The 18,717-nt window shown below is 66.2% G+C and carries 18 protein-coding genes; 8 read left to right on the plus strand and 10 right to left on the minus strand.

The window, feature by feature from the left end; translation table 11 throughout:
• Positions 1 to 39 precede the first annotated feature (39 nt).
• Positions 40 to 891 (plus strand): fumarylacetoacetate hydrolase family protein, encoded by an 852-nt coding sequence (locus J2Y55_RS09250; protein WP_310151122.1) that lies wholly within the window; start codon positions 40 to 42, stop codon positions 889 to 891.
• Positions 892 to 1,117: 226 nt separating this feature from the next.
• Here J2Y55_RS09250 and J2Y55_RS09255 read toward each other — a convergent pair whose 3' ends face one another.
• The 4 genes from J2Y55_RS09255 to J2Y55_RS09270 form a co-directional block, all read right to left on the minus strand.
• Positions 1,118 to 2,221, minus strand: coding sequence for a helix-turn-helix transcriptional regulator (locus tag J2Y55_RS09255; protein ID WP_310151125.1), 1,104 nt, complete (start codon positions 2,219 to 2,221; stop codon positions 1,118 to 1,120).
• Between the two features lie 117 nt (positions 2,222 to 2,338).
• Positions 2,339 to 3,274, minus strand: a complete 936-nt coding sequence (gene argC, locus J2Y55_RS09260; RefSeq protein WP_310151128.1) for an N-acetyl-gamma-glutamyl-phosphate reductase — start codon at positions 3,272 to 3,274, stop codon at positions 2,339 to 2,341.
• A gap of 380 nt (positions 3,275 to 3,654) precedes the next feature.
• Complete coding sequence (speB, locus tag J2Y55_RS09265; RefSeq protein ID WP_310151131.1) at positions 3,655 to 4,611, minus strand: agmatinase; 957 nt, start codon at positions 4,609 to 4,611, stop codon at positions 3,655 to 3,657.
• A 20-nt stretch (positions 4,612 to 4,631) separates the two neighbouring features.
• Positions 4,632 to 4,913 carry a hypothetical protein gene (locus J2Y55_RS09270; RefSeq protein ID WP_310151135.1) on the minus strand — a complete coding sequence of 94 codons (282 nt, stop codon included), beginning with the start codon at positions 4,911 to 4,913 and terminating at the stop codon, positions 4,632 to 4,634.
• Positions 4,914 to 5,141: 228 nt separating this feature from the next.
• On the opposite strand from J2Y55_RS09270, the gene J2Y55_RS09275 reads away from it, so the two are divergent.
• Positions 5,142 to 5,672: a CoA-binding protein gene (locus tag J2Y55_RS09275; protein ID WP_310151138.1), complete on the plus strand. Its 531-nt coding sequence runs from the start codon at positions 5,142 to 5,144 to the stop codon at positions 5,670 to 5,672.
• Positions 5,673 to 5,700: 28 nt separating this feature from the next.
• On the opposite strand, the gene J2Y55_RS09280 is transcribed toward J2Y55_RS09275, so the two are convergent.
• Positions 5,701 to 6,303, minus strand: a complete 603-nt coding sequence (locus J2Y55_RS09280; protein WP_310151141.1) for a COG3904 family protein — start codon at positions 6,301 to 6,303, stop codon at positions 5,701 to 5,703.
• Between the two features lie 218 nt (positions 6,304 to 6,521).
• Here J2Y55_RS09280 and J2Y55_RS09285 point away from each other — a divergent pair, with 218 nt between their 5' ends.
• Both J2Y55_RS09285 and J2Y55_RS09290 read left to right on the plus strand, forming a co-directional pair.
• Entirely contained in the window at positions 6,522 to 7,754 is a 1,233-nt protein-coding gene (locus tag J2Y55_RS09285; RefSeq protein ID WP_310151144.1) for an FAD-dependent oxidoreductase, read from the plus strand.
• Positions 7,755 to 7,841: 87 nt separating this feature from the next.
• Positions 7,842 to 9,119 (plus strand): O-acetylhomoserine aminocarboxypropyltransferase, encoded by a 1,278-nt coding sequence (locus J2Y55_RS09290; protein ID WP_310151147.1) that lies wholly within the window; start codon positions 7,842 to 7,844, stop codon positions 9,117 to 9,119.
• Positions 9,120 to 9,192: 73 nt separating this feature from the next.
• On the opposite strand, the gene J2Y55_RS09295 is transcribed toward J2Y55_RS09290, so the two are convergent.
• Positions 9,193 to 10,302: a COX15/CtaA family protein gene (locus J2Y55_RS09295; RefSeq protein ID WP_404978868.1), complete on the minus strand. Its 1,110-nt coding sequence runs from the start codon at positions 10,300 to 10,302 to the stop codon at positions 9,193 to 9,195.
• Between the two features lie 106 nt (positions 10,303 to 10,408).
• Between J2Y55_RS09295 and J2Y55_RS09300 the strand changes: the two genes are divergently transcribed.
• Complete coding sequence (locus J2Y55_RS09300) at positions 10,409 to 10,618, plus strand: DUF2842 domain-containing protein (protein WP_310151153.1); 210 nt, start codon at positions 10,409 to 10,411, stop codon at positions 10,616 to 10,618.
• 42 nt (positions 10,619 to 10,660) lie between these two features.
• Here the strand turns inward: J2Y55_RS09300 and J2Y55_RS09305 are convergent, their stop codons facing one another.
• Entirely contained in the window at positions 10,661 to 11,713 is a 1,053-nt protein-coding gene (locus tag J2Y55_RS09305) for a polysaccharide deacetylase family protein (RefSeq protein WP_310151158.1), read from the minus strand.
• Positions 11,714 to 12,065: 352 nt separating this feature from the next.
• Between J2Y55_RS09305 and J2Y55_RS09310 the strand changes: the two genes are divergently transcribed.
• Complete coding sequence (locus J2Y55_RS09310; RefSeq protein ID WP_310151162.1) at positions 12,066 to 13,295, plus strand: GNAT family N-acetyltransferase; 1,230 nt, start codon at positions 12,066 to 12,068, stop codon at positions 13,293 to 13,295.
• 174 nt (positions 13,296 to 13,469) lie between these two features.
• Here J2Y55_RS09310 and J2Y55_RS09315 read toward each other — a convergent pair whose 3' ends face one another.
• The gene (locus J2Y55_RS09315; RefSeq protein WP_310151165.1) at positions 13,470 to 15,635 is read right to left on the minus strand and encodes a GumC family protein; all 2,166 of its coding nucleotides are present in this window, start codon (positions 15,633 to 15,635) and stop codon (positions 13,470 to 13,472) included.
• A 180-nt stretch (positions 15,636 to 15,815) separates the two neighbouring features.
• Here J2Y55_RS09315 and J2Y55_RS09320 point away from each other — a divergent pair, with 180 nt between their 5' ends.
• Entirely contained in the window at positions 15,816 to 16,376 is a 561-nt protein-coding gene (locus J2Y55_RS09320; RefSeq protein WP_404978869.1) for a polysaccharide biosynthesis/export family protein, read from the plus strand.
• 19 nt (positions 16,377 to 16,395) lie between these two features.
• Complete coding sequence (locus J2Y55_RS09325) at positions 16,396 to 17,565, plus strand: glycosyltransferase family 4 protein (RefSeq protein ID WP_310151172.1); 1,170 nt, start codon at positions 16,396 to 16,398, stop codon at positions 17,563 to 17,565.
• Here the strand turns inward: J2Y55_RS09325 and mdtI are convergent.
• Complete coding sequence (gene mdtI / locus J2Y55_RS09330; RefSeq protein WP_310151175.1) at positions 17,552 to 17,890, minus strand: multidrug/spermidine efflux SMR transporter subunit MdtI; 339 nt, start codon at positions 17,888 to 17,890, stop codon at positions 17,552 to 17,554. The genes J2Y55_RS09325 and mdtI overlap by 14 nt on opposite strands.
• A complete protein-coding gene (locus J2Y55_RS09335) occupies positions 17,887 to 18,240 on the minus strand; it encodes a DMT family transporter (protein ID WP_310151178.1) in 354 nt (117 codons plus the stop codon). The genes mdtI and J2Y55_RS09335 overlap by 4 nt, the downstream gene beginning before the upstream one ends.
• Positions 18,241 to 18,717 lie beyond the last annotated feature (477 nt).

Below are 18,717 nucleotides of genomic sequence, written 5' to 3' on the forward strand. Positions count from 1 at the left end.
GCCACCCGACTTAGATCGATTGAAACAGGGGGAAACACCATGAAACTGCTGCGATACGGCGCTTTTGGCCAGGAAAAACCAGCTCTTCTCGATGCCAAGGGTGGCTTGCGCGACCTCTCCGGCGTCATTTCGGATCTCGCCGGCAAGACGCTCGGCTCAGCCTCGCTCGCCAAGCTCAAGGCTCTCGATCCCGAATCGCTGCCACTCGTCCAGGGTTCGCCGCGAATCGGCGCCTGCGTCGGCGACGTGCATAATTTCATCGCCGTCGGCCTCAACTTCGCCGATCACGCCGCCGAGACCGGCGCCGCGATCCCCAAGGAGCCGATCCTGTTCAACAAGGCGCCGAACTGCATCGTCGGCCCCTATGACGACGTGATGATTCCGAAGGCCTCGGTGAAGACCGATTGGGAGGTCGAGCTCGCCATCGTCATCGGCGACGGCGGCTCCTATATCGACGAGAAGGACGCCATGGCCGCGATCGCCGGCTTCTGCGTCTGCAACGACGTCTCGGAGCGCGAGTTCCAGGCCGAGCGCGGTGGGCAATGGGCCAAGGGCAAGGGTTGCCCGACCTTCGGACCGCTCGGCCCCTGGCTGGTGACGCCAGACGAGATTGCCGACGTGCAGAATCTCGGCATGTGGCTCGAGGTCGATGGCGAGCGCGTCCAGAACGGCTCGACCAAGACGATGATCTTCGGCGCCGCCTATCTGGTACATTACATCAGCCAGTTCATGCGCCTGGATGCCGGCGACGTCATCACCACCGGTACGCCTCCCGGCGTCGGCCTCGGCTTCAAGCCGCCGCGTTTCCTGAAGGGCGGCGAAGTCGTCACGCTCGGCATCGACGGGCTGGGTACGCAGAAGCAGAACTTCGTGCCGTTCAAGGCTTCCTGAGAGCTTTAAAAAAAGCGCCACCATGACCGCTTGACCCGGTCATGGTGGCGTAAGCTTCAACCGGCAAACGGCCCTCATCTGCCATGAGAGCCCGCCGGAAGCGGTCCGCCGGAGTGGCGGCGCCCCGAACTGCAGCCGATCGGCTGCATGTGTTTCCAGAAATTTCACGCCGCCGCGATCCGCGCACCCCCCAAATGGGGGCATAGGGGTTTATCCTGCCACCTCGTCAGCCGAGCTTCGCAGCGCCCTGAAGCATACCGACGAGATCCGACTGGCGGTGAACCCCCGTCTTGGCGAGGACGCGCTTGAGCGTCGTACGCGCAGTCCCCTCCGTCACGCCGAGTCGCTGCGCCGCCTGCCGGGGTGCGTGCCCGGCGGCGATCATCGCCGCGAGCTTCGCTTCCGCCGGCGTCAGGTCGAACAGGCCCTCGATGAGGTCGGCGCCCAGAATGCGATGGGGCCGTACCGGCGTCGCGACCAGGATCGCGCTCGCCAGCGTGAACACGTCGCGCGCCCGACCTGTCACAGGCGAGAGATGCACGACAATGGGCGGGTGCCCCTGCCCTGCCGGGATCGCGATCGACCGCACCGCCGCGTCATGAGCCTGATAGGCGAGCGCTGCCATGGCCGTCTCCAGCATGCGGTCGGCGGCGGCGTCGACGATCCCGAGCCGCGCCGGCCGGTCGCGGAAAACCGCCGGCATCAGCGCGCTCAGCAGGGTGTTAGCGCTGAGAATGCGTCCGCCCGGTCCGAGCACGGCGCCAGGTAAACCCATCATTTCGAGCGCCTGTGCGGCAGCCTTCGCCCGCTCCAGCCCGAGACGCCGCGCCAGCAGGCCGGCGCGTGCGAAATGCGGCCGCAAGCGGTTGAGAGAGGCGAGCGCCTCGGGCTCCACCGTGCCTTCGTCGAAGCCGCGCTCGCAATGGACGACGATCACATCGCCGGAAGGACAGGTAATCGCCGTCGCCGCAGCCGAGCCATAGCCGGAAGGGATCAGCATGTCCTGATAGAGCGGTTCGGTGGCGAGCTCATCGGCCGTGAACACATCCGTATCGGTGATGAAGCCCGCATGCCGGCTGGCGAGAAGCCGCAAACTGCGCTGGTTCACCGGCACGGGCAGGCGCAGCATGATGTCGTTATAGGTATTCTCGAAGGCCGCGCTCGACGCCGTCAGGCGCGCCTCCCCGTCCAGTATCGTGCCGAACAGCGCCTCGCGGCAGCCGGCAACCTCGGCTGTCGCCCGCAACACCTCCGGCCATCCCTCGGAGACGATGGCCGCCTCGTAGATGCGGTCGATCAGTTGGTTTTCCGGAGGTGCGGCCGTCGGCAAGAATCAATCCTTTCGCAGCGCCTTCGCGGCGCGCAACGGACGTTATGCTACGATGCACCCGCGAAAGCGGCCTTGTGATAGGACAGGTCTCTCTTCACATTTTCGTGACGGCCGGAATCACCCCTCGGTGAGCCCCAGCATCAGCCGGATGTTCTGCACGGCCGCACCCGACGCGCCCTTGCCGAGGTTGTCGAGCTTGGCGACCAGCACCGCCTGCCCCAGCGCGTCGTCGCCGAAGACGTGCAGTTCGAGCCGGTTGGTGTCGTTGAGCGATTCCGGCTCCAGCTTGCCGCCGGCCTGAGCGCTCGGCACCACGCTGACATAGGTCGAGCCGGCATAGTGCGCGGCGAGCGCAGCCTCGAGCGCGGCGGTCGTCGGCTTGCCCGGCAGCATGTCGAGATGCAGCGGGATCGAGACCAGCATGCCCTGCCGGAAATTCCCGACCGAGGGCACGAAGATCGGCCGCCGCATCAGGCGCGAATAGAGCTGCAATTCCGGCAGGTGCTTGTGATGGAGGCCGAGCCCGTAGAGCTCGAAGGCTGGAGCTGCACCAGCCTCATAGGCCTCGATCATGCTCTTGCCGCCGCCAGAATAGCCCGACACTGCGTTGACGGTAATGGGATGGTCCTGCGCCAGCAGGCCGGCATCGACCAGCGGCCGCAACAGAGCGATCGCGCCGGTCGGATAGCAGCCGGGATTGGAGACGCGGTTGGCGTTGGCGATCTTCTCGGCATGGCCGGGTGCCATCTCCGCAAAACCATAGACCCAGTCCGGCGCGACGCGATGAGCCGTCGCCGCATCGACGATCTTGGGCGCGTCGCCGCCGAGTTCATCGGCGAGTGCGACCGATTCCCTGGCCGCATCATCGGGCAGGCAGAGCACGACGAGATCGACGCCCGCCATCATCTCCTTGCGCGCGGCAGGATCCTTGCGCTTGTCGGCACTGATGCTCTTGACCACGACCTCGGGCAGGGCCGCGAGCCTGTCGCGGATGCCGAGACCCGTGGTGCCGGCCTCGCCGTCGATGAAGATGGATTTCAGGTTCTGGCTCATCTGGACCCCCGATGGGTGCGAAAGCAGGTTGCTTCGTCGGCTTCAGACATAAAAAAACCGCGCTCATGGCGCGGTCGCGGACAATCGGACTAGCAGCCGAGCGTCATCGCGGTCGCGCAGGGGCGGCCATGGTCGGGCGACGTCGGATCGGGTTCGTGATCATAGGGAGGGATATGATGGAGGGAGGCTACCGTGTCAATCTCGACGCAAGCCAACGCTCTGTCGTCAGGGTCGGGCTTGTCCCGACCATCCGCGTCTTCGTCCGGCAAGCATCGTGTTCAAGACGTGGATGCTCGGCGCAAGGCCGAGCATGACGAGGGGACCTATCTCAATGATCTGAATCGGTTGCGCCGCAGCGCTGCCAAACCGATTCAGCCGCATCACCCCATCTTCTTCAGCGCCAGCGCCTGGATGTAATGCTGCGCCACGGCCGCGCCGGCGATCGCTGTCGCGTCGGCGTGGTCGTAAGGCGGCGAGACCTCGACCACGTCCATGCCGCGGAAATCGAGGTCGCGGATGCCCCAGACCATGCCAAGCCCCTGCGCCGAGGAGAGCCCGCCCGCCACCGGCGTGCCGGTGCCCGGCGCGAAGGCCGGGTCGAGCCCGTCAATGTCGAAGGTCAGATAGGCCGGGCCCTGCCCGACCCGCTGCCTGATGCGCGCGGCCACCTCGTCCACGCCGAGCGCCTGCGCGGCGTAGCCGTCGATGACCGCGATGCCGCAATCGCGCGGCGCAACCGTGCGGATGCCGACCTGGATCGAGCGCTCGACATCGATCAGCCCCTCGCGCACGGCCTCCAGCACGAAGGTGCCGTGGCTGATCGCGCCGACACCGTCATCCCAGGTGTCCTGATGCGCATCGAACTGCACCAGAGCGAGCTTGCCATGGCGGGCGACATGGGCGCGCAGCAGCGGCAAGGTGATGAAATGGTCGCCGCCAAGCGTGACGAGATGGGCGCCGCTGGCGATGATCTTCGCCGCCCCCTCCTCGATCGCCTTGGCGCAGCCCTGGAGATCGCTGCGCGGCAGCAGGCAATCGCCGTAATCGACAGCCGAAAGATGCTCGAACGGGTCAATGCGCGAGGGATATTGCGCATCGCCGTCGAAGATCGCGCTGACCCGGCGCAGGGCTTGCGGGCCGAAGCGCGTGCCCGGCCGGTTCGAGACGGCAAGGTCGAAAGGCACGCCCCAGATCACCAGATCACAGCCGGTGACGTCCTTGCTGTAGCGCCGGCGCATGAAGGAGAGCGCGCCGGCATAGGTCGGGTCATGCGCGGCCCCGCGCCTGTCGCCGGTGAAGGCGTGGTCGATCGTCGGGGTGTCGGCAGGTTCGGTCATGTCAGCAATCTCGAAAGGGCTCAGCGGCGCGAGCCAGCAAGCCAGACATAGAGGCACCAGGGCAGGATCAGCGCGAGCGCCGAGAGCACCAGCCGCAACGTGGTCCAGACGATCGGATAGTCCAGCGCCCGGCCATTGAGCTCCGGCACGCCATGGATCATCCCGAGCGCGATGGCCGGCGCCAGAAAGATCACCAGCGCGCTGCCGATGCGCCGGCCACGCGATGCGTCGTCACGCGACAGCGCCAGCAGAGCGGGCACGGCGATCATGCCGAAGGCGATCAGGACGAGCAGGACGCGCATGGAGTTCCGGAGCGGCGGGTCGGGGTCTGGAGACGCAGAGCAGGAGCAGGATCAATGCTCTAGGATTTAGCACGCCCCGCTTGCGGCTCCAGCCGCTGCGGCAGGGCTTCACAGCCGAATCTGTCGTTTCCGGCGGATTTTCCGCTGGGCGAGCCGCTCGCGCTTCGAGATCGACGCTCCGCCAGCACCGGTGTAGAACCGCGCTTGCCCTCCCGCCGGATCAGCTACATGCCTCACGACGCCTACCCCGACAGCCTGATCCGCGACATCCTCAAGAGCGTGAAGCGCATCGCGCTGGTCGGAGCCTCCAGCAACGAGGCGCGGCCGAGCTGGATCGTAACGAAATACCTGCTCGATCGCGGCTATGACGTCATCCCGGTCAATCCCGGCCTCGCCGGACAGACGCTGCTGGGCAAGACCGTCTATGGCTCGCTCAAGGAGATCCCCGGCGCGATCGACATGGTCGAGATCTTCCGCAATTCGGAAGCCGCCGGACCGATCACCGACGAGGCTCTGACGCTCGATCCGCTACCCAAGGTCATCTGGATGCAGCTTTCGGTGCGCAATGACGAGGCCGCCGCGCGGGCCGAGGCGAAGGGCGTCACCGTGATCATGAATCGCTGCCCCAAGATCGAATATGGCCGGCTCTCGGGCGAGATCGGCTGGCAGGGCATCAATTCGCGGATACTCTCCTCGAAGAAGCCCGTGCTCGCAGGCAAGGGATTTCAGAAGCTGACGATCCACCGGCCGGGGACGTGACGGGCCCGAGCGGGTCCAGCACCGGCGCTCAGGGCGCCGACAAGCTCGTCGCGATACGCAGCGTCAGCGCCGTCTGCCCGTTCGGGCGGTAGAAGGTGTCGAACGCCGCCTTGTCCATCAGCTCGGCGGCGCGCGGCGTGCCCATCTGCGCATAATAGGCGCGTACGCGCTCGCTGCCCTTGTCACTGAACGTCTTGCCCTCGTTGCGCCCACCGTCGCGGTGGACAGGATGGAAGCCCAGCCCGTTGCGGGCGTTCATGCCCTCGGTCACATTGCCGCCATTGACGTAGTGGCGGCGCACGCCAGCGACAAAGACATAGGTGCAGGCGCTGGCACAGCTGGCACTGTCGGCGTCGACCACCGTGGTAATGCCGGCGTTGCGCACCATCCGGCCGATCGCCATGGCCGGATTGATCTTGCCGCCGGCGCTCGACAGATAGAGCACGCGGATCGGCTGGGAGCGCGGCTTGTCGAGAAAAGCCTTGAAGATCGTCTCGTCGCCGGTAGCGAACGGACCGCTCAGCGTGGCGACCGAGCCGCTCTCCGAAAGCCAGATCGCCCGGGCGGGGCTTGTGAGAACGAAAAAGCCAGCGAGGAGGCCCGCTGCCGCGATTGCACACCGACCAGCCATCGTCATCCCCCCATAGCCTTGCGCTGCACAAATTCGGCCGGCTCGTCGGGACTGTCAACGCCGTGCCCGAAGCGGAATTGGCAGGCTTGGGCTGTGTGCGAAAAATGCGCGCTTTTATCCCAGCCACCATGATTGTGAACAAGCCCATCGCTGGCGGCGTTCTTGACCCGACGGAGCGGTCGCGCCGCAGCCACGACACGCCACTGGAGGAGCTCGTGATGAACGAACGAACCACCACCTGCTGCATCGCCGGCGGCGGCCCGGCCGGGATGATGCTCGGCTTCCTGCTGGCGCGAGCCGGCGTCGATGTCGTCGTGCTGGAGAAGCATGCCGACTTCCTGCGCGATTTCCGCGGCGACACCATCCACCCCTCGACGCTGCAAGTGATGCACGAGCTCGGCCTGCTCGATGATTTCCTCAAGCTGCCGCACACCAAGACCCGCGAGCTTGCCATCCGCTTCGGCGACGAGACCATTCAGTTCGTTGATTTCTCGCATCTGCCGGTCGTGGCTCCCTATGTCGCGATGATGCCGCAGTGGGATTTTCTCGATTTCCTGGCCGACAGAGGCCGCGAACAGGCGCGCTTCACCTTGCTGATGAATGCGAAGGCCGAGGGGCTGATCGAGGAGGATGGCCGGATCGTCGGCCTCACCGGCACGGCCGATGACGGCCCGCTGCGCATCCGCGCCGATCTCGTCGTCGCGGCCGATGGGCGCCGTTCCGACATCCGGGCAGCGTCCGGCCTGAAGAGCCTCGATATCGGCGCGCCGATGGACGTGCTTTGGTTCAGGCTGCCGCGCGAGGCGGGCGACCCGGGCCAGACCGGCGGTCAGGTCGCCAATGGCCGCCTGCTCGTCACGCTCGACCGGGGTGACTACTGGCAATGCGCCTTCGTCATTCCCAAGGGCCGGTTCGACGCACTGCGCGCGGCCGGGCTCCAGGCCTTTTGCGAGGGCATCGTCAAGCTCGCGCCCTGGTTCGCCGATCGAATCGACGTCATCGCGGACTGGGGCGAGATCAAGCTGCTGACGGTCGCGGTCGACCGGCTCGAGAGATGGTGGCGCCCCGGCCTCATCTGCATCGGCGATGCGGCGCATGCGATGTCGCCGATCGGCGGCGTCGGGGTCAATCTCGCGGTGCAGGACGCGGTCGCGGCGGCCAATCGCCTCGCCGCGCCCTTGCGCGAGAAGCGGCTGGCAGACGCCGATCTCGCAGCCGTGCAGGAACGCCGGGAGTTCCCGACCAGGGCGACGCAACGCATCCAGGTCCTGGCGCAGAACCGCATCATCTCGCCGCTCCTGGCGCGCGCCGACAGCGATGCGCCGCTAGGCCCGCCCTTCCTGGTCAGGCTGTTCGGTTGGTTCCCGATCCTGCGCCGCATCCCGGCGCGCATCGTCGGCCTCGGCATCAGGCCGGAGCATATCGGACCGCAGCTCGCAGCCCGCCCTTGAGCACCCGCCCCCCGAATTGACGCCGTCAAGACCGTTCTTTAAAACGAACGCATCGTCTCGAAGTCAGAAGTCTTCAGGGAGCACGCCATGACCGACCGCGCACCGGGTTTCCACACGCTTGCCATCCATGCGGGCGCGGCCCCTGACGCAGCCACCGGCGCGCGCGCCACGCCGATCTACCAGACCACCAGCTTCGTCTTCGACGATGTCGACCACGCCGCCTCGCTCTTCGGCCTGCAGGCCTTCGGCAATATCTACAGCCGCATCGGCAACCCGACCAATGCGGTGCTGGAGGAGCGCGTGGCTGCGCTCGAAGGCGGCACCGCGGCACTCGCCGTCGCCTCGGGCCACGCCGCCGAGTTCCTGACCTTTCACGCGCTGCTGCAGCCGGGCGACGAGTTCGTCGCCGCCAAGAAGCTCTATGGCGGCTCGATCAACCAGTTCAACCACTCCTACAAGAACTTCGGGTGGGGCGTGATCTGGGCCGATTCCGACGATCTTGAGAGCTTTGCCGCTGCGGTGACGCCCAAGACAAAGGCGATCTTCATCGAATCGATCGCCAATCCCGGCGGCGTCGTGGTCGACATCGCCGGCATCGCGGCCATCGCCAAAAAGCACAACATCCCGCTCATCGTCGACAACACGATGGCGAGCCCCTATCTGATCCGCCCCTTCGAGCATGGCGCCGACATCGTCGTGCACTCCGCCACCAAGTTCCTGGGCGGGCACGGCAATTCCGTCGGCGGCATCATCGTCGATGGCGGCTCGTTCAACTGGGTCGGTGACGACCGCTACCCGATGCTGTCCAAGCCCAGACCCGAATATAACGGCATGGTGCTGGGCGAGACCTTCGGCAATTTCGCCTTCGCCATCGCGACCCGCGTGCTCGGCCTGCGCGACATGGGTCCGGCGCTCTCGCCGTTCAACGCCTTCCTGATCCTGACCGGCATCGAGACCCTGCCGCTGCGCATGCAACGCCATTGCGAGAACGCGCTGGCCGTCGCCAAACATCTGTCGAGCCATCCGGCGGTGGAATGGGTCAGCTATGCCAGCCTGCCCGGCAATAAATATTACGAGCTCGCCCAGCGCTATTCGCCCAAGGGCGGCGGCGCGGTCATGACCATCGGCCTCAAGGGCGGCTACGAGGCCGGCGTCAAGCTGGTCACGGACCTCAAGCTGTTCTCGCATCTCGCCAATATCGGCGACACCCGCTCGCTGGTGATCCACCCGGCCTCGACCACCCACCGCCAGCTCACCGACGCGCAGAAGACGGCTTCGGGCGCCGGGCCGGAGGTGGTGCGGCTCTCGATCGGGCTGGAGGACGTCGTCGATCTGATCGACGATCTCGATCAGGCGCTGGGCTGACCGTCATTGCGAGGAGCATAGCGACGAAGCAATCTAGGGGGGCGTCGAGCGCTGCCGCTCCTGGATTGCTTCGCTACGCTCGCAATGACGACACGGCGCGCGCAGCCCCCTCCGTCCGCGTCAGATGCACCACGCCCATGGCGAGCACGGTGAAGCCAAGCGCCTGATGCGCCAGCCCCGCCCAGAGCGGCACGACCAGCAGCAAGGTCACGATGCCGAGTGCCGACTGCGCCAGGACGAGGCCCGTGATCGCGGCGGCGCGCTTGGCGGCGCCCGAGGCTGGCATGATGCGGCGCAGCCAGAGCATGTGCCAGAGCGCGACTGCGAGCAGGAGATAGGCGCCGAGGCGGTGGTTGAACTGCACCAAGGCGACATTGTCGACGAAGTTCTCCCAGAACGGGTTCTGCGCGAACAGCATCGAGGCCGGCGGCACGAGTGCGCCGTCCATCAGCGGCCAGGTGTTGAGGGTGAAGCCCGCCCGCGCCCCCGCCACGAGCCCGCCGAGCGCGATCTGCAGGAAGAGCAGCGCCAGCAGCAGCCAGGCGACGGCTCGTCCCCGCGCCGGCTCGATTCGCCGCGGCGGTGTCAACGAGGTCGCGAAGGCGATGACCGAGGCGAAGAACAGCCCGGCGAAGGTGAGATGCAGCGTCAGTTTCACGGGCGCGACGGCGACCATGCCGGGCTCTAACCCCGAGGCCACCATGATCCAGCCGATCGCCCCTTGCAGGCCCAGCAGCAAGCCCATGCCGAAGAGGACGAGCGTCCGCCGCCAGGGCAGCAGGCGGCGCAACGCCACGACCAGGAAACCGGCGAGATAGACCAGGCCGATGAAGCGGCCGAGCTGGCGGTGGCCCCATTCCCACCAATAGATGAATTTGAACTCGCCGATCGCCATGCCGGCATTGAGGAGCTGGTATTGCGGGCTGGCGCGATATTTCTCGAACTCGGCAGCCCAGGCTGCCTCCGAGAGCGGCGGCAGCGCTCCGGTGATCGGCTTCCATTCGGTGATCGAGAGGCCCGAGCCCGTCAAACGCGTCGCGCCGCCGACGATGACCATGACGAAGACGAGCGCGGCGACGATCCAGAGCCAGCGGCGGATGCCGGCGTGGCTTGTGCTGCTGCTCGTCTGGGAAACGGGCTGGTCCAGGGCGATCGTCACGGAAGCTGCGCCTTCGCTCGTCAATGCCGCGCTTCACAATCAGGCGCGCGGGTGACAGATAGACCCGCAAGATAGACCCGACAACGCCCGCATTGCCGCAGCCGACGGCTCGCAGGGCCGGAGACGAAGCATGACCCAGAGCCACCGCAAGCTGATCGGCACCGTCGCGATCCTCGTCTTCGTCTGCATCTACGCGCTCGTCGCCATGGCGCTGGCGCAGGGCCGCATCACCGAGGCGCCGAAGCTGGTGCAGACGATCGCCTATATCGCGCTCGGCCTCGCCTGGGTGCTGCCGCTGCTGCCGCTGATCCGCTGGATGGAGCGCAAGGACGAGAGGTGAAGCCGTCTTCCCTTCTCCCCTGGCGGGAGAAGGGAAAACCGGCTACCCCACATTCACCCGCCGCCCCCGGTTCCACAGTAGAAACGGCAGGCCCGAGAGCAGCGCCCGCACCGCCTCCTCGCTCTGATGCAAACCGTTGAGCGAAACGCGCGGCACAGCGTGGAGATGGCGCGCATGCGCGTCGAAGAGGTGGCCCGGCCGCGTCGTCACGGCGCTGGCGAACCCTGCCTTCCCCGCCATCTTGAATTCGCGCGGGCCAGCCGAGCCGGGATCTCCGACCGGATAGGCGAAATGGCGGATGGGGATGCCGAGCTCCGCTTCCAGCCGCGCCTTGCTCTCGACGATCTCGCTGCGGGCGATCCCGGCCTCGTGCTTCGCCAGCATCGGGTGAGTGAGCGTATGGGCGCCGATCGTCACGCCGGGCGCGCCCGAGACGGCGCGCAGCGTCTCCCAGGGCAGGCATTCGCGCTCGACAAGCGCAACCGGGTCGATGCCGGCCTGTTGCGCCAGGGCGGAAATCACAGCGAGCAGAATCGCTTCCGGCTGTTTGCGCAGACGCCAGTAGAGCGCGGTGAAGGCGTGCTGCTTCTCGGCATCGGTTTCGGTGCGAGCGGCAAAACCGCCATCGGGCAGCTCCACCGCGATGCGCGACAGGGCGCGGATCGCCTCCTCCAGCTCGAGCCACCAGAGCCGCGCGCTGCGGTCGGCGAAGCCCGGCGTCACGAACAATGTCCAGGGCGCCTCATGCTTCGCCAGCACCGGCCAGGCATGGTCGAGATTGTCGCGATACCCGTCATCGAAGGTCAGCGCGACGAAGAAGCGGCTCTGCTTGTTGCTGGTCAGGCGCGCGACCGCCTCGTCGAGCGAGACGATGTCATAACCCTCAGCCCTGATCAGCGTCAGGGTCAGGTCGAGAAACTCCGGCGTGATCTCCAGCAGGCGGTTGGGCTGGAATCCCGCAGGGGAAACCGGTCGGACATGGTGCAAGGTCAGGATCACGCCCGCGCCTTGCGCAAGGCCCCTGCCCCAGCGGTCGGCGCGGGTCAGCGCGATCGCCTTGAACACGGCCGAGAAGGCTTTGTGGCGCAGAGTCATCGCTTATCCCTAGAGCTTTTCCGCGTTTCTCCCCGCGGACATGCTCTACCTCTTTGTTTTATCGCATTTTCTTCACGCGAACCGGTGTCCACTTCGCTCGAAAATGCCAAGAGCCGGATGACTTCAGATGGGCTCACACAGTGATCCCATCTGAGATCTGAATCCGTCTCTCATCAAGGAGTTAGAGCAGGATCAATACGAAAAACCGGTTCCCACTTTTTCGCATCCTGCTCTGGCAACCGCTCGGTAACGCTGTTCACCGATCTCCCGTCCGGCTCACGCGAGCTTGACCGGTCTGTTCACAATAGCGGGTTAAAAGGGCGCATCATTTGCCCGCAGAGGCCGCCTGAGCATGTCCGCACTCGCCGAACGCCCTTCGGCCTTGTCCCTTACCGAGAACCGCAGCGCGCTCGGCGCCCGGCCCTGGCGCTCGCTCGCGATCTCCTCCGACATCGCCGCCATCGAAGCCGATTGGCGCGCGCTTGAGGCGCATGCGCTGGTGACGCCCTATCAGGCCTATGGCTGGGTGCAGCCCTTCGCCGAGACAGTCGGCGCGGCCCACGGCATGGATTTTCGCTATGCCGTGCTGCGCGACGCGCTGGCCCAGGCCATCGCGATCCTGCCGCTGGTCATCACGCGCCGCAACGGCATCCGCTTCGCCGAATTCATCGGCGGCAAGCACGCCAACTACCATATGGGCCTTTACGCGCCCGATTTCGCCGCAGCCCTCGATGCCGGAACGACGCACCGGATGCTCGACGAGATCGGGGCGGCGATCGGCGGGCTCGACGCCTTCGTCTTCGTCAACCAGCCGACGCTGTGGCAGGGCGTGGCGAACCCGACGGCCTTGCTCGCGGCAGGGCCAAGCCCGAGCGGCGCCTATAAGCTGGCGCTCACGCCGGGCGATTCCGAAGGTGCGCTGCGGCGTGCCATGAGCAGCCACGCGCATAAGAAGCTCAAGAACAAGCGCAACCGCTTCGCCAGCTTCGGCGCGTCGCGACTGGTCAAGGCGCAGAGCGAGGCCGAGATCGCCAGCGTGATCGACGCCTTCCTGATCCAGAAGGCCGCGCGTTTCAGGGCCATGGGCGTGCCCGATCCTTTCGCCGATCCGGCGATGCGCTCCTTCCTGCAGCGCGCCGCCGCGACGGGAGGCGCGGTCGCGCCTGCGCTCGAACTCTACTCGCTCGATGTCGAGGGCCATTCGGTCGCGACCTATGTCGGCGCGGTTCAGGGCCAGCGCTTCTCCGGGATGGCGACCTCTTTCGACATGGACAGCGAGGTCGCCAAGACCAGCCCCGGCGAGATCCTGCTGGTCGATCTGATCAAGCTGAAAGGCCATGCAGGCATCAGCGTCTTCGATCTTGGCGTCGGCGAAGCACGCTACAAGACGACGATCTGCGACGACCGCGACGAACTGGTCGACACCTTCCTGCCGCTCACAGTGAAGGGACGCGCCTTCGCCGGCGTGGCCCGGGCCAAGCGCGCGCTCAAGCGCCGGGTCAAGAGTTCGCCTGTGCTGCTGAAACTGGCGCAGCGCACCTCGGGCTGGCTGAACCGGGGCCGCAGCGCGAGCGAGGAATAGGCCCTCGGAGACCGTCAGGGATTCCCACAGCCCTCATCCTGAGGAGCTGCGAAGTAGCGTCTCGAAGGATGCTCCAGGTGGTTCGGGAGTCTCCGGGAGCATCCTTCGAGACGCCATTCCCACAGGAATGGCTTCTCAGGATGAGGGCTGGAGTTTCCGAACGAGATCCAAACCTCAGGCCGGCTCCTCGTCATGCTGGCGCATCGTCGCCATCGCACCAGTGAAGTTCACGGGCGCATCGAGCACGAGCGCGACCGGCGCCTTCGTCAGATCCGAGAGCCGATAGGCGGCCTCGACCGCGTGGCCGTTGCCGACCTGGCCGGCCATGACGAGCCCGCCCTGGGCGCGCCCGGCGATCGGCGCCAGAACGGCGCTGTCGTCGCTTGAGGCTGCCGCCACCAGCACCCAGTCATAGGTCTCGCAGAGCGCATCGAGCGCGACCTCGACGAGGTCGGGCGCCGCCAGCACCGCGTCGCGGCCGGCATGACCGGGGCCGATGCGATGCAGCCGCGAGCCCTCGGCACGCGTGATGATGTCGGAGAACAGCGCCTCGCCGGCGAGCAGCTCCGAGAAGCCAGGCTGGCTGAGATCCCCGTCGACGACGAGATCGACGATGATGCAGCGGCAGCGCTGGGACAAAAGTTCGGCCAGGTCGCGCGCCGTCGTCGCGCCGTCGCCACCCCCATCCAGCACGACGACCATGGGGGCCATGCCGCGCGGCGGCTCGTCGATCCGCTCGGCGAGATCGGCCAGCGTCTCTTCCGGTCGATCGAGGTCGAGCGTGATCTGGCCGAGCCTGCCGGCATGGGTGAGCAGCCCCGCGACGCGCTCGCGGCGCGGGTCGGTGCGAGCGGTCGTGCCGCCGCCGACCCAGCCCGGAGCACGCTGCGGCTTGCCGGACGGCGCACCGGCCTGCCCGCTGAGCAATTCGCGCGAGGCGACTGCAGCCAGCGCAATCATGAAGGTCGCCAGCGTCGCCACGACCATGGTCGGGATCTTCTTGGGGAAGGACGGCTCGGTCGGCTCCACGGCACGCGAGATGATGCGGGCATCGGCCGGGGCGGCGTTCTGGGTATCGCGCGCCATCGCCTCGCGGTAGCGCTGCATATACTGCTCAAGCTGGTCGCGCAGCGTGCGGGCCTCGCGCTCCAGGGCGCGCAGCTGCACCTCGCTGTCATTCGCGGTTGAGGCGCTCTTCTTCTGGCCATCGAGGGCGGCGGTGAAGCTCTCGACACGCTGGCCGGCGATCTTGGCCTCGTTTTCCAGGGTGCGTACCGCACGCTCGGAGGCAGCACGGAGCTGGCCCTCGAGATCGGCAAGCTGGGCGTTCAGCTCCTTGATCCGCGGATGCTCGGAGAGAAGATTGCGCGATTCGAGTGCGATCTGGGCGCGCAGGTTGACGCGCTGCTCGATCAGGCGGCGCACCAGCTCGTTATTGGCGACATCGGGAATCTCGAAGGTGCGGCCCTGCTTGATCGCGTCGCGGATCAGGCCGGCCTTGGCCTGCGCCTCGGCCTGCTGGCTGCGGGCGGCAGAAAGCTGAGCCGAGAGGTCGGTGAGCTGCTGGGAGGTGATCGTGGTGTTGTTGGCGCCAACCAGCAGGCCATTGCGCGAGCGGTATTCCTCGACCTTGGCCTCGGCCTCGGCGAGGCGTTTGCGCAAGGGCTCGATCGTGGTCGAGAGCCAGGAGGAGGCGCTGCGCGCCGTGTCCTGCTTGGCCGCCTCCTGCGTTTCCAGATAGGTACTGGCGATGGTGTTGGCGCCCTTGGCTGCGAGCTCGGGATCACGCGAGGTGAACTCGACCGAGACGATGCGCGAACGACCGACGGGATAGACCAGCAAGCGGTCGTAATATTTCTCGAGGACGCGCTCCTCCGGCGAGCGATCGGCCGGATGGCCGCCGATTCCGATCATCACGCCGATCTTCTTCAATGCGCTCAGCGCTCCGGCGCCCGCATCGAACTCGGAATTGCCGACGAGGCCGATGCGCTTGATCGCCTCGCGCGCCAGGTCACGCGACATGATGACCTGGACCTGGCTCTGCACGCCTTCGCTGTCGAATTGCTGCCCGGAGCTTTCGCCGGTGCTCTGCCCCGGCCGCGTATAGAAGCTGTCGCGGTTCTCCAGAAGGATGCGCGCCTCGCCGGTGTAGCGGGCGGGGACGAGGTTGACCGCGACGAAGGACAGGCCGAGCGCCGCCACCGTCGGGGCGATGATCCAGAGCTTGCGACGCTTGATCGCCGTCCATAGCGCCGCCAGATCGAGCATGTCACCGCGCGCCTCGCCGGCATCACGCGCCTGGCTCTCGGTTCGCGCTTGGCTCTCGGTCTGAGCTGTCATGACGCTTCCCTTCACGGACACTTGGCGGCGCTCCGGAGAGAACGCGACCATCATCAAAGCCCAGTAAGGTTAGTGTCGAGTTAAAGCCGGCAACGGACAGCCGAACCTTGTTCATCATCAGGTTTTCTTAACCATATCAGCCTAGTCCTGATTTCAGTTTCCGCATGGGTATTGCTCGTGATGAGTCGCCATCTCGCCCCTCTTGCTCTGGCCATCGCAATGACCGCGACCGCTTGCGCACCGCGCTATGTCGACGCCAATTACGCCGTGGCCCAGCCGAGCGGCCCCTATCGGCTCGCCAGCGGCGACCGCCTGCGCATCATCGTCTTCGGGCAGGACAACCTCTCGAACATCTATGCGGTCGATGGCGCAGGCCGCATCTCGATGCCGCTGATCGACACGATCGAGGCGCAAGGGCACACCACCCAGCAGTTGGAAAAGGCGATCGAGGGCCGGCTGCGACGCGGCTATCTGCGCGAGCCCAAGGTTTCGGTCGAGGTCGACACCTACCGCCCGTTCTTCGTCCTGGGCGAGGTCACCAATTCCGGCCAGTTTCCTTACGTCAATGGCATGACAGTGCAGACGGCTGTCGCAATCGCCGGCGGCTTCACCCCGCGCGGGCAACGTTCCTCGGCCGAGGTGACGCGGCAGGTCGACGGCCAATTGGTGACCGCGACGGTGCCGATCACCTACGCCGTCCAGCCGGGCGATACGATCGTCATCAAGGAACGCTGGTTCTGATCTGTCCGGAGCGCTTCCGATGACGGACAGCACGCAGGCGCAGCCGTTGCGCATTCTCCATGTCTTTCGCGCGCCGCTCGGCGGCCTGTTCCGGCACGTGCTCGATCTCGCCCGCGGCCAGGTCGAACGCGGCCACCATGTCGGTATCTTCTGCGACGCCACCACGGGCGGCGCCCGCGCCGACGATGTCTTCCGCGAGCTCTCACCCCAGCTTTCGCTCGGCGTGACCCGCGTGCCGATGTCGCGCTATCCGAGCCTGACCGACGCGAAGGCGCAGATGAGCGAGATCTCGGTCCGCAAGGCGCTGAAGCCCGATATCGTCCATTGCCATGGCTCGAAGGGCGGGGTGTATGGGCGCATTCCCGCGCTGTTCAGCCTGGGCCGGAGCTATGCCACGGCCTATACGCCTCATGGCGGCAGCTTCAACTACAAGCCCGGCGGGGCCGAGCATAAGATCTACATGGCCGTCGAGCGATTGCTCGAAGGCGCAACCGACATGTTCCTGTTCGAGAGCCGCTTCATCGCCGGGCGCTTCGAGGCCTATGTCGGGCACATGCCGCGAACCGACCACCGCATCGTGCTGAACGGCATCTCCGAGGCAGAGTTCGAGCCGATCGACCATGCCGAGGCGGCGTTCGACCTCCTCTATCTCGGTGAACTGCGCTCGGCCAAGGGCGTCGACACGCTGATCGACGCACTCGCTTTGCTGAAGAGCCAGCACGCGCTGACGCCGCGCATCCTGATCGTCGGCTCCGGGCCAGACGAGGCCGAACTGCGCAAGATGACGATCGATCGCGGCATCGCAGAGCAATGCGTCTTCGAGCCGCCGGCGCCGATCCGCAGGGCGCTTTCGAAGGCCCGCGTGATGGTGATCCCGTCGCGGGCGGAATCGCTGCCCTATGTCATCCTGGAGGCGGCGGCGGCGGCCCAGCCCTTGATCTCGACCGATGTCGGCGGCATCAACGAAATCTACGGCCCGCGCCACAGGCATCGGCTGATCGCCGCCAACGATCCAGTCATCCTCGCCGAGGCGGTCAGGGCGACGCTCGCCACCCCCGACGCCGAGCGACAGGCGCAAGCCGCCGACCTCGCCGGGCATGTGCGCGAAAATTTCTCCTTGGACGCCATGATCGACGGCGTCATCGCCGCCTATCGCAACGCGGTGACCGCCCGCGTCACAGCAGCTTGAGCGCCACGACGCCGGCGATGACGAGCGCGATCCCGGCCCAGCCGGAGGGGCGGATGCGCTGGCCGAAGGCGAGCATGCCGACGATCGCGGTGATCACCAGCCCGGCGCCACCCCAGACGGCATAGGCGACGGAGAGATCCATGCCCTTGATCGCCTGAGCCAGGGCAGCGAAGGCGCCGACCACGAGCAGGATGCCGACACCGCCGGTGAGCCAACGCTTCATGCCGTCGGAGAGCTTGAGCAGATATGTGCCGGAGACTTCGAGCAGGACTGCCAGCATCAACCAGGCGATGGCGAGGCCTTGCGGCAGAAGGGGGGTGGTCATGCCAGCCTCCCCTCATGCTCCTCCGCCTCGCCGCCGACGCCACGCTCGAGCAGCACGATACCGGCGATGATGGCGCAAAGCGCCACGATCCGCGTCGGCGTGAGATGCTCGCCGAAGAGCAGGTGCCCGGCGGCGGCGATGCCGACGATGCCGAGCCCCTCCCAGACCGCATAGGCGACGGCCAGCGGAATGACGCGCAGCGCCACGCTGAGCAGGGTGAAGGACAGGCCGATCAGGATGAGCGGCAGGAGGGTGACCATGAACGGCGCCGAGACGACCGACTTCAACGCCGCCGTCGCGACGATCTCGACGGCGATGGCCGCGAGCAGAACCAACCAATGAAAAGACATGTTGCACACGGGCGAAGCCGGCGCTGGACGTCGCGGGGGCGACGCTAGGCAGCTAGGCAAAAGTTCGAGTTTTGAAAGACGGCATCCGGATTGAAAGGCTTCGGCGGAAACACCGCGAAAGCAGCACGGCGGCATCGCGACAACGGCCCAAAGCCGTTCTCATGGTCCGCTCAGAAATGTGCTTCTCAGACACTCATCGCAGTCAGATATGCCCGCAACGTTGCTTTTTGTCAACTTAAAACAACTTTTCCAAGACAAAAACCATAGAAAACGACGGCCAAAACCCTGGATTAATACCTTGATCGGCCAAGCGAAAATCGCCCTTTTCGATTTCGCGTTTTTGCAAGGCTCAAAACCGCCGGAACGGCGCTCGCCGACGCGGCGTTTCCAGCCAATTTCCTTGCGAATCCTCCGCAAGAACGACGGGTCCGATTAAGCCTTCCGTGAACATTTTCCGCTAGACGCAGGACAAGAAGA

The sequence above is a fragment of the Allobosea sp. BE125 genome, assembly GCF_031456075.1.
In the GTDB taxonomy this organism is placed as follows: Bacteria; Pseudomonadota; Alphaproteobacteria; order Rhizobiales; family Beijerinckiaceae; genus Allobosea.